Annotated in this window: 12 protein-coding genes; 5 read left to right on the top strand and 7 right to left on the bottom strand. The window is 73.1% G+C overall.

Features of this window, described 5'->3' with window-relative positions:
• Position 1: 1 nt before the first annotated feature.
• From tilS to dacB, 3 genes are all read right to left on the bottom strand, one after another.
• On the bottom strand, positions 2 to 1,084 hold the full coding sequence (tilS, locus tag C593_RS0127060; protein ID WP_018850458.1) for a tRNA lysidine(34) synthetase TilS: 1,083 nt from the start codon (positions 1,082 to 1,084) through the stop codon (positions 2 to 4).
• 296 nt (positions 1,085 to 1,380) lie between these two features.
• Positions 1,381 to 2,517: a zinc-dependent metalloprotease gene (locus tag C593_RS0127055; RefSeq protein WP_018850457.1), complete on the bottom strand. Its 1,137-nt coding sequence runs from the start codon at positions 2,515 to 2,517 to the stop codon at positions 1,381 to 1,383.
• Positions 2,518 to 2,613: 96 nt separating this feature from the next.
• Positions 2,614 to 4,017, bottom strand: a complete 1,404-nt coding sequence (gene dacB, locus C593_RS0127050; protein WP_018850456.1) for a D-alanyl-D-alanine carboxypeptidase/D-alanyl-D-alanine endopeptidase — start codon at positions 4,015 to 4,017, stop codon at positions 2,614 to 2,616.
• A gap of 96 nt (positions 4,018 to 4,113) precedes the next feature.
• Here dacB and C593_RS0127045 point away from each other — a divergent pair, with 96 nt between their 5' ends.
• Together C593_RS0127045 and C593_RS0127040 are read left to right on the top strand one after the other, a co-directional pair.
• The gene (locus C593_RS0127045) at positions 4,114 to 4,608 is read left to right on the top strand and encodes an inorganic diphosphatase (protein ID WP_005314187.1); all 495 of its coding nucleotides are present in this window, start codon (positions 4,114 to 4,116) and stop codon (positions 4,606 to 4,608) included.
• Positions 4,609 to 4,743: 135 nt separating this feature from the next.
• The gene (locus C593_RS0127040) at positions 4,744 to 6,414 is read left to right on the top strand and encodes a threonine/serine exporter family protein (protein ID WP_018850455.1); all 1,671 of its coding nucleotides are present in this window, start codon (positions 4,744 to 4,746) and stop codon (positions 6,412 to 6,414) included.
• A gap of 355 nt (positions 6,415 to 6,769) precedes the next feature.
• Here C593_RS0127040 and C593_RS0127035 read toward each other — a convergent pair whose 3' ends face one another.
• Positions 6,770 to 7,480 carry a VTT domain-containing protein gene (locus C593_RS0127035; protein ID WP_018850454.1) on the bottom strand — a complete coding sequence of 237 codons (711 nt, stop codon included), beginning with the start codon at positions 7,478 to 7,480 and terminating at the stop codon, positions 6,770 to 6,772.
• A 130-nt stretch (positions 7,481 to 7,610) separates the two neighbouring features.
• Here C593_RS0127035 and C593_RS0127030 point away from each other — a divergent pair, with 130 nt between their 5' ends.
• Together C593_RS0127030 and gad are read left to right on the top strand one after the other, a co-directional pair.
• Complete coding sequence (locus C593_RS0127030; RefSeq protein ID WP_018850453.1) at positions 7,611 to 7,976, top strand: YbjQ family protein; 366 nt, start codon at positions 7,611 to 7,613, stop codon at positions 7,974 to 7,976.
• Between the two features lie 89 nt (positions 7,977 to 8,065).
• Positions 8,066 to 9,487 (top strand): glutamate decarboxylase, encoded by a 1,422-nt coding sequence (gene gad, locus C593_RS0127025; RefSeq protein WP_018850452.1) that lies wholly within the window; start codon positions 8,066 to 8,068, stop codon positions 9,485 to 9,487.
• 22 nt (positions 9,488 to 9,509) lie between these two features.
• On the opposite strand, the gene C593_RS0127020 is transcribed toward gad, so the two are convergent.
• The gene (locus C593_RS0127020) at positions 9,510 to 10,151 is read right to left on the bottom strand and encodes a PadR family transcriptional regulator (protein ID WP_018850451.1); all 642 of its coding nucleotides are present in this window, start codon (positions 10,149 to 10,151) and stop codon (positions 9,510 to 9,512) included.
• 44 nt (positions 10,152 to 10,195) lie between these two features.
• Here C593_RS0127020 and C593_RS0127015 point away from each other — a divergent pair, with 44 nt between their 5' ends.
• Positions 10,196 to 10,900, top strand: coding sequence for a bleomycin resistance protein (locus C593_RS0127015; protein ID WP_018850450.1), 705 nt, complete (start codon positions 10,196 to 10,198; stop codon positions 10,898 to 10,900).
• A gap of 61 nt (positions 10,901 to 10,961) precedes the next feature.
• On the opposite strand, the gene C593_RS0127010 is transcribed toward C593_RS0127015, so the two are convergent.
• Together C593_RS0127010 and C593_RS0127005 are read right to left on the bottom strand one after the other, a co-directional pair.
• Positions 10,962 to 11,546, bottom strand: a complete 585-nt coding sequence (locus tag C593_RS0127010; RefSeq protein WP_018850449.1) for a DinB family protein — start codon at positions 11,544 to 11,546, stop codon at positions 10,962 to 10,964.
• A gap of 189 nt (positions 11,547 to 11,735) precedes the next feature.
• Positions 11,736 to 13,193 carry an aldehyde dehydrogenase family protein gene (locus C593_RS0127005; protein WP_018850448.1) on the bottom strand — a complete coding sequence of 486 codons (1,458 nt, stop codon included), beginning with the start codon at positions 13,191 to 13,193 and terminating at the stop codon, positions 11,736 to 11,738.
• Between the last annotated feature and the right edge of the window lie 3 nt (positions 13,194 to 13,196).

Genomic DNA, 13,196 nt, shown 5'->3' with positions numbered 1-13,196 from the left:
TTCACCCTTGCCGAATGACCAGTCTGCCACCCTGCCGGTGGACCTGGACCCGGCCGGGCAGATTGATGGCCCGCTGGCCGCGCCAGCCGGTGATCAGCCGGTCGACCTCCTCGACGTGGCGGGCGAAGAGGGAACCGGCCGGTGAGCCGGCGTCGATGACGGCCCGGCGCAGCACCCGGCGGCGTACGGCGGGCGGCAGCGCGAAGAGTTTGGCGCACTCCAGGCCGCCGTTCTCGTCGCGCACGGTGGCGGCGGCCTCGGCGGCCCAGCCGTCGAGGGCGTCGGCGTCGTCGCGGGAGAGCTGGGCGGTGCGGGCGAGGGCCTCGACGACCCCCTTGCCGAGCGCCTTCTCCAGGGCGGGCAGGCCCTCGTGGCGGAGCCGGGAGCGGGTGTAGGCGGGGTCGGAGTTGTGCGGGTCGTCCCAGACGGGGAGGGACTGGACCATGCACGCCTTGCGCGCGGTCTGGCGGTCGAGCTGGAGGAAGGGGCGGCGGTAGCGGCCGGCCGCCCCCGAGACGGCGGCCATCCCGGACAGGGAGCGGATGCCGGAGCCGCGGGCGAGGCCGAGGAGGACGGTCTCGGCCTGGTCGTCGCGGGTGTGGCCGAGCAGGACGGCGGCGGCGCCGAGGCGTTCGGCGGCCTCGTCGAGCGCTGCGTACCGGGCGTCGCGGGCGGCGGCCTCGGGGCCGCCCTCGCGGCCGACGCGCACGGCGGCGGACTCGACGGGGTCGAGGCCCATGGCGGCGAGGCGGGCGACGACCTCGGCGGCGCGCAGGTCGGAGCCGTGCTGGAGGCCGTGGTCGACGGTGACGCCACCGGCACGGACGGCGAGTTTGGGGGCCTCGAAGGCGAGGGCGGAGGCGAGGGCCATGGAGTCGGCGCCGCCGGAGCAGGCGACGAGGACGAGCGGGGCGCCGTCGCCGGGGGGCGCGGTGGCCGGGGCGGCGGGGCGGGGGGCGCCGGCGGGGGCGCCCTGCACGGCCCGCCCGGCGTGCTGGGCGTGCTGGGCGTGCTGGGTGAGGACTTCGTGGAGTACGCGGCGGACCGCCAGGCGTATCGCCGCGACCGCAGGATGGGGACCCATGTCCGGTGCCCTTCGTGGAGTTCGGGAGGGGGGTGTCTCGGCCGAGGCGGAAGGCGGCCGGCCGTGGGGCCGGCCGCTCGCATCGGTCACTCAGAGTGCGTCGATGGTGACAGAACCGAGCCAATACCCGAGCATTGCACGCCTATCCAGTGCCCACGGTCCCTCGGACGGGTGATTGGAGGGGCGCTCCTGTGCCATCGGCGGCCCGCCGTTTCCGGCACTGCTCTACGGTGCGCCCCCGTGCCCCGCCCCGTGCGCCGCCCGCCCCCCGGACAGCACACCCAGGAGGTGTCCGGCTAACCCGTGCGGTGCACCCGGGCGACCCAGTCCGCCGGCGACGCGATCTCCGCCTTGGTCGGCAGGGTGTTCGGGGACGTCCAGACCCGGTTGAAGCCGTCCATGCCCACCTCCTCCACCACGGCCCGGACGAAGCGCTCGCCGTCGCGGTACTGGCGCAGCTTGGCGTCCAGGCCGAGGAGCTTGCGCAGCGCCAGGTCCAGCCGGCTCGCGCCGCGGGCCCTGCGCTGCTGGAACTTCTCCCGGATCTCCGCCACCGAGGGGACGACGTCGGGGCCGACGCCGTCCATCACGAAGTCCGCGTGCCCCTCCAGCAGGGACATCACGGCGGTGAGCCGGCCGAGGATCTCACGCTGGGCGGGGGTCTGGACGACCTCGACGAAAGAGCGGCCCTCGTCGTCCTCACCCTCGGGGCGGGCCCCGGCGAGGGACTGGGCGGCCTCCCGCAGGCGCTCCAGGACGGTCATCGGGTCGACGTCGGTCTCCGCGAGGAAGGCCTGGATCTCGCTCTCCAGGTGGTCGCGCAGCCAGGGCACACCGGTGAACTGGGTGCGGTGGGTCTCCTCGTGGAGGCAGACCCAGAGCCGGAAGTCGTGCGGGTCGACCTCCAGTTCGCGTTCCACGTGCACGATGTTGGGGGCCACCAGCAGCAGCCGGCCGCCGCCCCTGCCGTCCGGGCCGGGGTCGCCCGCGGGCAGGTCGCGGGTGTCCGGGGCGAAGGTCTCGTACTGGCCGAGGACCCGGGAGGCGAGGAACGACAGCAGCATGCCGAGTTCGACGCCGGTGACCTTGCCGCCCACCGCGCCCAGCACCGCGCCGCCCGGTGCTCCCGAGCGGCGCTCCTGCATCTTGTCGAGCAGGGGGCGCAGCAGTTCGCGGAAGCCCGCGACGTTCGCCCTGACCCAGCCGGCGCGGTCGACGACGAGGACCGGGGTGTCCCGGGGCCGTACGTCGTCGGGGATCATCCGGGTGAAGGCGCGCACATGTTCCTCGGACGCCTTGGCGTGCCGGCGCAGCTCGGCGACGACGGCGCGCGCCTCGTCCCGGCTCACGTCGGGACCGGGCCGCACGAAGCGGGTCGCGGTCGCCACGGCGAGGTTCCAGTCGACCATCTCGGCACCACCGATGCTCGTCATGCGTCAACCGTACGTTCTCGACCGGCGACGCACAGCGGTGCGGGCGTACCCGGGTGCGGGCGGGGCCGGGCCCGGGGGACGCCCCGGGGCGGGTGCTCAGCCGGCGAGGGCGGCGGCGAGGCGGTCGAGGGCGGGGCGGGCCTCGGCGGCCGATCCGGTGCCGTTGGCGAGGAAGGCGAAGCCGATCAGGCGGCCGTCGGGGGTGGCGACCGTGCCCGCGAGGGAGTCGACGCCGCTGAGGGTGCCGGTCTTGGCGCGGACCAGGCCGGAGCCGGGGGACGTCTCGTCGTAGCGGGTGCCGAGGGTGCCGGTGAAGCCGGCGACGGGCAGGCCGGTGAGGACCGGGCGGAGCTCGGGGCGGTCGGGGTCGGCCGAGCGGGCGAGGAGGGCGGTGAGAAGTCCGGCGGAGACGCGGTCGCGGCGGTCGAGTCCGCTGCCGTCCGCGAAGCGGGCGCCCTCCAGCGGGAGGCCGAGGCGGCGGAGCCGGTCGGTGACGGCCTTCCCGGCGCCCGCGAAGTCGGCCCGGCGGCCGGCCGCGACGGCGGTCTGGCGGGCGAGGGACTCGGCGATGTCGTTGTCGCTGCTGGTCAGCATGCGCTCGACGACGGCGGAGAGCGGGGCGGAGAGCACCTGGGCGAGGGGGACGGCCTCCTCGGGGGCGCGGCCGGGGGCGGGGCTGCCGGTGACCCGCACACCGCGTTCGCTGAGCAGGTCGGCGAAGACGCGGGCGGTCTCGCCGGCGGGGTCCTTGGCGCGGGTGGCGTCGCCGGTTGTCCGGGGGTCGTTGCGGCCCTGGTCGACCATGAGGGCGCTGACGGGGGCGAGGTTGCCGTTGGGGCCGATGGAGTGGAGGAGGGGGCCCGCGTAGAGGGAGCTGTCGTGGGTCAGACGGACGGCGGCGGTGCCGCGCTCGCGCAGGGCGGCGGCGGTGCGGTCGGCGAGGGTGGCGAGGCGGGCCCGGTCCAGGGTGGCGTCCCCGCCCCCGACGAGGGTGACGCGGTCGCCCTCGGGGGGCGCGACGACGGTGGTGGGGATGCGGTGGTCGGGCCCGAGGGCGGAGAGGGCGGCGGCGGCCGTGGCGATCTTGATGGTGGACGCGGGCGTCATCGGCGTGGCCGGGCCCCTGGCCCAGAGGCGTTCGCCGGTGGCGAGGTCGATGACGCTGGCGGTCGGCGCGGGGCCGAGGGCGGCGTCGCCGAGGAGGGGGCCGAGGGTCCCGGCGAGGCCGGCGGGGGGCCGGGCGGGGGCGTCGGCGGTACGGGGGCCCGTGGTGCCGAGGGCGGCCAGCACGGGAGGCGCGCTGGGGGCGGCGGGCGGGCGCTCGCGGGCGGAGGACTCGTGATGTGCGCCACCCGTCGGGTCCTGGGCCGCCGCCCACTGGCGCTCGGCCTTACGCTGACCGGTGTCCCAGGGTCCCGCCGCGGCCACCGCCCCGGCGGAGACGACGAGGCCGAGCGCCGCGGCACCCGTCGCGAGCTGCCACGTCCTGACCTTCGGCACCCCGCACCAGCCCCTTTCGCGATCACACCTCTGCGTGAGGGACACTTAACCACCAGATTCGCGTCTTGCTATGTCTTGATCATGGAGGAGCCACCCGTGGAGTTCGACGTCACCATCGAGATCCCGAAGGGTTCGCGGAACAAGTACGAGGTGGACCACGAGACCGGTCGGATCCGCCTGGACCGTCGACTCTTCACCTCGACCAGCTACCCGGCGGACTACGGCTTCGTCGAGAACACCCTCGGCGAGGACGGCGACCCGCTGGACGCGCTGGTCATCCTCGACGAGCCGACCTTCCCGGGCTGCCTCATCAAGTGCCGGGCCATCGGCATGTTCCGGATGACCGACGAGGCCGGCGGCGACGACAAGCTGCTCTGCGTCCCCGCCTCGGACCCGCGCGTGGAGCACCTGCGCGACATCCACCACGTCTCCGAGTTCGACCGCCTGGAGATCCAGCACTTCTTCGAGGTCTACAAGGACCTGGAGCCCGGCAAGTCCGTCGAGGGCGCCGACTGGGTCGGCCGCGCCGAGGCCGAGGCCGAGATCGAGGCCAGCTTCAAGCGCCTGGAGGCGCAGGGCGGCGCGCACTGACGCCCCCCGGAAGGCCCTGACGCGGGCGGGACACCGGTGGTGTCCCGCCCGCGTCGCGTCTCCCCCCATGTCCGTGCCCATACTGGGCAGAAGCGCCGGGCAGAGGGCAGGTGCGACAGGGAGCGAGGACGGCGAGTGGTGGCGGAACCCGAGGGTCCGGAAGACCGGAAGCCTCAGTCCGACGAGGCGCACAGCGCGTTCACCCCACCCCTGGGGGTGGAGCAGCCGGAAGCCCCCGAAGAGGACCACCCGAGTTCGGAGTTCGCCGTTCCGCAGGGGCTGGTGCCGGAGGCGCCGGCCGAGCCGGAGGGCTCCGCGTTCGCCCCGCCGTCCACCTACAGCGCCCGGAACTCGCCGCCCGCGTTCACCCCGGCGCACGGCATCCCGGCGGTGCGGCTGACGAAGGGCGCGCCGTGGCAGGACCGGATGCGGGCGATGCTGCGGATGCCGGTGGGCGAGCGCCCGGTGCCGGAGACACAACAGCGGCAGGACGACGCCGGGCCGGCCGTACCGCGCGTGCTCGACCTGACGCTGCGTATCGGGGAGCTGCTGCTCGCGGGCGGCGAGGGGGCCGAGGACGTCGAGGCGGCGATGTTCGCCATCTCGCGCTCGTACGGCCTGGACCGGTGCGAGCCGACCGTCACCTTCACGCTGCTGTCGATCACCTATCAGCCGTCCCTGGTGGACGACCCGGTGACGGCCAACCGCACGGTGCGGCGGCGCGGCACCGACTACAACCGGCTGGCGGCGGTCTACCGGCTGGTGCACGACATCAGCGCGGACGAGTCCGAGGTGACGCTGGAGGAGGCGTACCGGCGGCTCGCGGAGATCCGGCGGAACCGGCACCCGTACCCCGGCTGGGCGCTGACGGTGGCCGGCGGGCTGCTGGCGGGTTCGGCGTCCGTGCTGGTCGGCGGTGATGTGCTGGTGTTCATCGCGGCGGCGGTGAGCGCGATGCTCGGCGACCGGCTCGCGTGGCTGGCGGCGGGGCGGGAGCTGCCGGAGTTCTACCAGTTCGTGGCGGCGGCGATGCCCCCGGCCGCGGTCGGGGTGGCGCTGACGCTGTCGCCGCTGGACATCCGGGCCTCGGCGGTGATCACCGGTGGGCTGTTCGCGCTGATCCCGGGGCGGGCGCTGGTGGCGGGCGTCCAGGACGGGCTGACCGGCTTCTACATCACGGCGGCGGCGCGGCTGCTGGAGGTCGGCTATCTGGTCGTCGGCATCGTGGTGGGCGTGCTGAGCGTCCTCTATCTGGGCTTCGCCCTGGACGCGGGGCTCCGGCCGGAGACCGCGATCCACAGCGTGGAGCGGCCGGTGACGCAGACGCTTGCGGCGATGACGCTGTCGCTGTGCTTCGCGGTCATGCTCCAGCAGGAGCGCTCCACGGTGTGGCTCGTCACGCTGAACGGCGGCGTCGCGTGGGTGGTGTACGGGGCGCTGGCGGACACCGCCGGGGTGTCGCCGGTGGCGGCGACGGCGGCGGCGGCGGGGCTGGTGGGTCTGTTCGGGCAGACTCTGGCGCGGTACCAGTTCGCGTCCGCGCTGCCGTATGTCACGGCGGCGATCGGGCCGCTGCTTCCGGGTAGCGCGACGTACTTCGGGCTGCTGTCGATCGCCCGCGGCGACCTGAACCCGGGGCTGGCCTCGCTCAGCAAGGCGGCGGCGCTGGCGCTGGCGATCGCGATCGGGGTGAACCTCGGTGCGGAGATGACGCGGCTGTTCCTGCGGGTGCCGGGGGTTGCGGGGGTGCCGGGGGAGCAGCCGCCGGGTGGGCGCCGCGCGGCGAAGCGCACGCGCGGCTTCTAGCGGGCCCGGGCCGCGCTTCGGGCCCCGGCGCGGGGCTGGGCCGGGGTCGGCCCGGGCCCGGCTGCCCGGGCGCCCGGTCGCCGCCGCTTCGGGCTCGGGCCGGGCCCGACTGCTCAGCCCTGCCGGCGATCGAGGCGCGGAGTCCGGGGCGGAGCCCGACGCACCCGGCCGGCGGCCGGTGGTCGCCGCACGGCCTACGGCCGTGTCCTCAAACGCCGGACGGGCCGAAACAGCGCACCCAGCCCGACAGGCTGGAACGACGGGACCGGACGGACAGAAAACAGCACGCCCCAGCCGGGCAGGCTGGGGCGGCGGGCCGGGCCCGGACACGGGCCGGAGGGACGCGCGCGAGGAGTCAGCGCTTCGCGTGGCGGCCGCGCGAAGCGGGCGGCGGGGGCGGCGGGGTCTCGCCATCGTCCACCGCGTCCCCCACCGCCGCGGACTTCTTGTTCTGGGAGCGCGCGCGCAGGACCTCGATCACGATGGGGAGGACCGAGATCAGCACGATCAGGATCAGGATCTTCTCGATGTGCTCGTGTACGAAGTCGATCTTGCCGAGGGCCGCCCCCAGCAGCGTCACCCCCGCACCCCACAGCACACCGCCGAGGATGTTGAAGGTCACGAAGGAGCGGTAGTTCATCCGGCTGACGCCCGCGATGATCGGCGTGAACGTGCGCACGATCGGCACGAAGCGGGCCAGGACCAGGGACTTCGGGCCGTACTTCTCGAAGAAGACGTGCGCCTTCTCCACGTTCTCCTGCTTGAAGAAGCGGGAGTCGGGGCGCTTGAAGAGGGCCGGCCCGACCTTGCGGCCGAAGAGGTAGCCGACCTGGTCGCCGACGACCGCCGCGATGACGATCAGCGTGCACACCAGCCACAGCGGCACGTCGATCTTGCCGGTGGTCACCAGCAGCCCCGTGGTGAACAGCAGGGAGTCGCCCGGCAGGAAGAAGCCGATCAGCAGACCGGATTCCGCGAAGACGATGACCAGCACGCCGATGAGCCCGAAGGTGGTGATCAGATAGTCCGGATCGAGCCAGCTCGGTCCGAGCGCAAGGGTGTTCACGGGGTCCGGACTCCTGTTGGTGTGGTCGATCGGGACGGTCGGCTGACCAAAGCTATCAACGCACATTCCGGGGGCCCGGTTCCACCGCCTCGGGGATGCGTTCCGGGCGCTCCGCGAGCACGCTGTGACCATGGGTATCGAGGAGTACGGCGGCGGCCAGGGCCCGGAGACCGATGTGCTGGTCGTCACGACCAACGACATCCCGGGCCACCGCGTGGAACAGGTGATCGGCGAGGTGTTCGGCCTCACCGTGCGCTCCCGGCATCTGGGCAGCCAGATCGGCGCGGGACTGAAGTCGATGATCGGCGGCGAGCTGCGGGGGCTGACCAAGACCCTCGTCGAGACGCGGAACCAGGCCATGGAGCGTCTGGTGGAGCAGGCCCGCTCGCGCGGCGCCAACGCCGTGCTCGCCTTCCGCTTCGACGTGACGGAGGCGGCGGACGTGGGCACCGAGATCTGCGCGTACGGGACGGCCGTGGTGGTCTCCCGCGTCTGACACCGGTCCGGTCCCCCCGTGCCCCGGGCGGGCGCGGGAGGGGCGCTTTCGCGTTGCGGCGGGTGGGGGCCGGGGCGAGCCTGAGTCCCATGGCACTCCACCAGGGCACGAACAGGGACGACGACGGCGCGGAGCGTTCCCGCCTCTCGCTCAACCCCTTCTACGGCGTCGCCGACCCGGTGGCCGGTATGACGTCCGCACCGCCGGCCCACCGGATGCCGGACGGCCCCACCCCGCCGATGACCGCCTACCAGCTGGTCCACGACGAGCTGATGCTCGACGGGAACTCGCGGCTCAACCTGGCGACCTTCGTCACCACCTGGATGGAGCCGCAGGCGGGCGTCCTGATGGGCGAGTGCCGCGACAAGAACATGATCGACAAGGACGAGTACCCGCGCACGGCCGAGCTGGAGCGCCGGTGCGTGTCGATGCTCGCGGACCTCTGGCACGCCCCGGACCCATCGGCGGCGGTCGGCTGCTCCACCACCGGCTCCAGCGAGGCGTGCATGCTCGCGGGCATGGCCCTCAAGCGCCGGTGGACGACGAGGAACACCGACCGGTATCCCGCGAAGGCCCGGCCCAATCTGGTGATGGGCGTGAACGTCCAGGTCTGCTGGGACAAGTTCTGCAACTTCTGGGAGGTGGAGGCCCGGCTGGTGCCGATGGAGGGGAACCGCTTCCACCTGGACCCGAAGGCCGCCGTGGACCTCTGCGACGAGAACACCATCGGTGTGGTCGGGGTGCTCGGATCCACCTTCGACGGCTCCTACGAGCCGATCGCCGAGCTGTGCGCGGAGCTGGACGCCCTCCAGGAGCGCACCGGTCTCGATGTGCCGGTGCATGTGGACGGGGCGTCCGGGGCGATGGTCGCGCCCTTCCTGGACGAGGACCTGGTCTGGGACTTCCGGCTGCCGCGGGTGTCCTCGATCAACACCTCGGGGCACAAGTACGGTCTGGTCTACCCGGGCGTCGGCTGGGCGCTGTGGCGCTCCCCCGAGTGCCTGCCCGAGGAGCTGGTCTTCCGGGTGAACTACCTGGGCGGGGACATGCCGACCTTCGCGCTGAACTTCTCCCGCCCGGGCGCGCAAGTGGTCGCGCAGTACTACACCTTCCTGCGGCTGGGCCGGGACGGCTACCGCGCGGTGCAGCAGACGGCGCGGGACGTGGCGACCGGGCTGGCCCGGCGGATCGGGGCGATGGACGAGTTCCGGCTGCTGACGCACGGCGACCAGCTGCCGGTGTTCGCGTTCACCACGGCCGACCACATCACCGCCTTCGACGTGTTCGACGTCTCGCGGCGGCTGCGTGAGCGGGGCTGGCTGGTTCCCGCGTACAGCTTCCCGGCGAACCGGCAGGACCTGTCGGTGCTGCGGGTGGTCTGCCGCAACGGCTTCTCCGCCGACCTGGCGGACCTGCTGCTGCGGGACCTGGAGCAGTTGCTGCCCGAGCTGCGGGAGCAGCCGGGCCCCCTGGGCAGGGACGAGGCCGCGGCGACGGCGTTCCACCACTGAGACCCCGCGTGCGGGTCACGGCTCAGCGGGTGTCGCCCTCGTGGGGGATGCCGGTGGCGTAGGGGTTCTCCTCCCCCTCGGCGAGAACGGCGGTGAACGGCTCGCCCTCGCCCGCGAAGGTGTACGCGCCGGCCTCGATGCGGGCGATCAGGCCGAGGGTCCACTCCGCGCCGAAGTCCGCGGAGGCGACCCAGAAGTTCATGATCTCGCCGATGTGGCCGATGGACTCGGGGCCCTCCTCGGGCGTGTAGTACTCGGTGACGGAGCGGCGCCACTCGCGCATGCCGCGCACCCGCTCCCGCAGCAGCTCCACCGCCTCGGCACGCGGCAGGTCCACGATGAAGCCGATCGCGGCGGAGAGGACGTCGGTGCCCTCGTCGTAGGCGGTGAGGGCCTTGCGCAGCAGGGCGAGGTACTCCTCGGTGCCCTCGGGGGTCACCTCGTACTCGGTGCGCGGGGGGCCGCCGGCCGTGGAGGGGGCCGTCTCGTGGGCGCGCAGAAGTCCCTGCTTCGCCATCTGCTTGAGGGCGTGGTAGATCGAGCCGGGCTTGGCGTTCGACCACTCGTGCGCGCCCCAGTACTCCAGGTCGTTGCGGACCTGGTAGCCGTGGGCGCGGCCGTGCTGGCGGACGGCGCCGAGCACCAGCAGGCGGATCGCTGACATCGACCGGGACCCCTTCCTATTCAAGTTTGACTAGACTACCGGCCATGACCGAGAAGACCATCCCGCTCCTCCCGTGCCGGACGATTCAGCCGGTGGTCGATTTCTACACTGCCCTGGGCTTCGGGACGACGTACCTCCAGAAGAGCCCCTACGCCTACGCCGTCGTCGAGCGCGGGGAGGTAGAACTGCAGTTCTTCGGCATGAAGGCCCATGACCCCGCCGCCTCGGTGGCCGGCTGCTATGTGCTCACCGACGACGTGGACGGCCTCTACACCGCCTTCCGTACCGGCCTGAAGGAGGCGTACGGGCGGATACCGCAGCGGGGCCTGCCCCGCATCGGCCCCCTGAAGGACATGTCCTACGGGATGCGCCAGTTCCTGATGACCGACCCGGCGGGCAACTCCATCCGGGTCGGTCAGCGGATCGGCGAGGACCAGAGCATGCGGCCGGTCCCCAGGGAGCCGTACGCCAGGGCCCTGCATCTGGCGGATCTCTACGCGGACTCCAAGGAGGACCTGCCCGGCGCGGCCCGGATCCTGGACCGGGCGCTCGACGGGCGCACACCCGGGGAACCGACGCCCGTGCAGTCGTTGCGTCTTCTGGTGCTCCGCGCGGACCTGGCCCGGCGGCTCGGCGAGGACGCGCTCGTGGCGGAGCTGACCGCGCGGGCGGTCGCGGTCGAACTCGGGCCAGACGAACGGGAGTCGGCGGGCGACGCGCTGCGGCGGCTGGCGGAACTGAGGGACTGAGGAGCCGGGGGGCGGCCGTCCCGGGCCCGGATCGGCGTGCCGGGCCCGAGGCGGCGGGGCCTCACCCGCCGCCGCTCTCGCCGCTCTCCAGGGCGATGAGGTCGAAGGCGCCCTTGCCGTCCAGGGATTCGCGGATGATGTCCGCGTGGCCCGCGTGCCGGGCGATCTCCTCGATCAGGTGCAGCACCAGCCAGCGCACGGACACCCGCTCGCCGTCCGGGTACCAGGGGGCGTCGGGCAGCGGGAAGGTGTCGTCCAGACTGGGCACCGAGCGGACGAACTCCTCCGTCTCCTTGGCCACTTCGTCCCAGCGGGCCAGCATTCCGGCCGTGGTCTCCCCCGCGACCAGGCGGAAGCCGTCCTCCCCGTTCGCCTCCTCCTCCTGCCCGCCGCCCTCCTCGGCGGAGCCCTGGCCGTAGGAGGCGCCCACCCCGCGCCTCGCCAGCACGACCCAGCCGCGCTCGGTCTCGGTGACGTGCTTGAGCAGCCCGGAGAGGGAGAGTTCGCTGGCGCTGGGGCGGCTCGCCGCCTGTTCCTCGGTCAGGCCGAGGAGGGAGCGCCGGATACCGCCGCGCTGGGCCTCCACGAAGGCCAGCAGCGCGCCGCGCTCGTCGCCGCGGGACTCGGGGGAAACGTGGGTGGGCATGGTGTCCGCCTTCCGTCCTGGAAGGGGTCGTTCTCCCTTCCGGCGCTCCTCACGCTACGACCCCTCGTGGACGGCTTCTGTCCGCGAGGGGTCGCGCGTAAGGGTGGCGAAAGCGCCGTTTCCCGGGGAGGTCCGGCCGATTCCCCGGGAGGGCCGTTTCCCCGGGAGGGCCGTTTCCCCGCAGGGTCGTCAGAACGGGAAGCGGGAGCGGCCGTGCTGGACCGAGATCCACTTCTGGGTGGTGAAGGCGTCGAGCATGGCGTCGCCGTTGAGCCGGCCGATACCGGAGTGCTTCTCGCCGCCGAAGGGGACGATGGGCTCGTCGTGGACGGTGCCGTCGTTGATGTGGATCATGCCCGTGTGCACCCGCTTGGCGAGCCGCACCCCGCGCTCGACGTCCGCCGTGTGTACCGCGCCGCTGAGGCCGTACGGCGTGTCGTTGGCGATCCGGACCGCCTCGTCCTCGCCGTCGAAGGGGATGATCAGGGCGACCGGGCCGAAGATCTCCTGGGTGAGCACGGGCGAGCCCTCGGGGAGGTCGGTGAGGACCGAGGGGGACACCAGGTTGCCGTCGGCTTCGCCCCGGATCAGGGCGGTGGCGCCCGCCTCCACCGTCCGCTCGACGACCGAGGTGACCGCCTCGGCCTGGGAGGAGTTGATCAGCGGGCCGATGTGGGTGGCCGGGTCGGCCGGGTCGCCCACCTTCAGGGTGGCGACCTTGGCGGTGAACTTCTCGGTGAACTCGGCGAGCAGGGAGCGGTCGACCAGGATGCGGTTGGCGGCCATGCAGACCTGGCCCTGGTGCACGAAGCGGCTGAAGACCGCCGCGTCGACCGCGTAGTCCACGTCCGCGTCGTCGAGGACGATCAGGGCGCTGTTGCCGCCGAGTTCGAGGATCGCGTGCTTGAAGTTGGCGGCGCAGACGGTGGCGACATGGCGGCCCACCTTGTCGGAGCCGGTGAAGGAGATCGCCTTGGGGACGGGGTGCTCCAGGAGGGCGTCACCGATCTCGGCGATGTCGGTGATCACCACGTTCAGCAGGCCGGCCGGCAGGCCCGCGTCCTCGAAGATCCTCGCGACCAGGGAACCGCCGCAGACCGGCGTGTTCTGGTGCGGCTTGAGGACGACGGCGTTGCCCAGGGCGAGGGCCGGGGCGACGGACTTGAGGGAGAGGAGGAAGGGGAAGTTGAACGGGCTGATCACCCCGACCACGCCGACCGGGACGCGGTAGACCCGGTTCTCCTTGCCGTCCACCGGGGAGGGAATGATACGGCCCTCGGGGCGGAGCGCCAGGTGGACGGCCTCCCGCAGGAACTCCTTGGCGAGGTGCAGTTCGAACGCGGCCTTCAGCCGGGTGCCGCCCAGTTCGGCGACGATCGCCTCGGCGATCTCCTCCTCGCGGTCCTCGACGATCCGCAGGGCCTTCTCGAACACGCCCCGGCGGGCGTAGGGGTTGGTCTCCGCCCACGCCTGCTGCGCGCGCTCCGCCGCCCGGTACGCCTGGTCGACCTCGTCGGCGGTGGCCACGGCGATGGAGGCCAGCTTCTCGCCGTCGTACGGGTTGAAGTCGATGATGTCCCAGGAGCCGCTGCCGGGCTTCCACTCGCCGTCTATGTACTGAAGTGCCAGTTCGGTGAAGAAGGACATGCG

It is taken from the genome of Streptomyces sp. CNT372 (assembly GCF_000377145.1).
This window is presented reverse-complemented; position numbering and strand designations above follow the sequence as displayed.

What these genes read in the sequence shown, in the direction of transcription:
- tilS (WP_018850458.1), bottom strand. Translation starts at nt 1,084, where the DNA reads ATGGGTCCCCATCCTGCGGTCGCGGCGATACGCCTGGCGGTCCGCCGC.
- C593_RS0127055 (WP_018850457.1), bottom strand. Translation starts at nt 2,517, where the DNA reads ATGACGAGCATCGGTGGTGCCGAGATGGTCGACTGGAACCTCGCCGTG.
- C593_RS0127030 (WP_018850453.1), top strand. Translation starts at nt 7,611, where the DNA reads ATGGGTATCGAGGAGTACGGCGGCGGCCAGGGCCCGGAGACCGATGTG.
- gad (WP_018850452.1), top strand. Translation starts at nt 8,066, where the DNA reads ATGGCACTCCACCAGGGCACGAACAGGGACGACGACGGCGCGGAGCGT.
- C593_RS0127020 (WP_018850451.1), bottom strand. Translation starts at nt 10,151, where the DNA reads ATGTCAGCGATCCGCCTGCTGGTGCTCGGCGCCGTCCGCCAGCACGGC.
- C593_RS0127015 (WP_018850450.1), top strand. Translation starts at nt 10,196, where the DNA reads ATGACCGAGAAGACCATCCCGCTCCTCCCGTGCCGGACGATTCAGCCG.
- C593_RS0127010 (WP_018850449.1), bottom strand. Translation starts at nt 11,546, where the DNA reads ATGCCCACCCACGTTTCCCCCGAGTCCCGCGGCGACGAGCGCGGCGCG.
- C593_RS0127005 (WP_018850448.1), bottom strand. Translation starts at nt 13,193, where the DNA reads ATGTCCTTCTTCACCGAACTGGCACTTCAGTACATAGACGGCGAGTGG.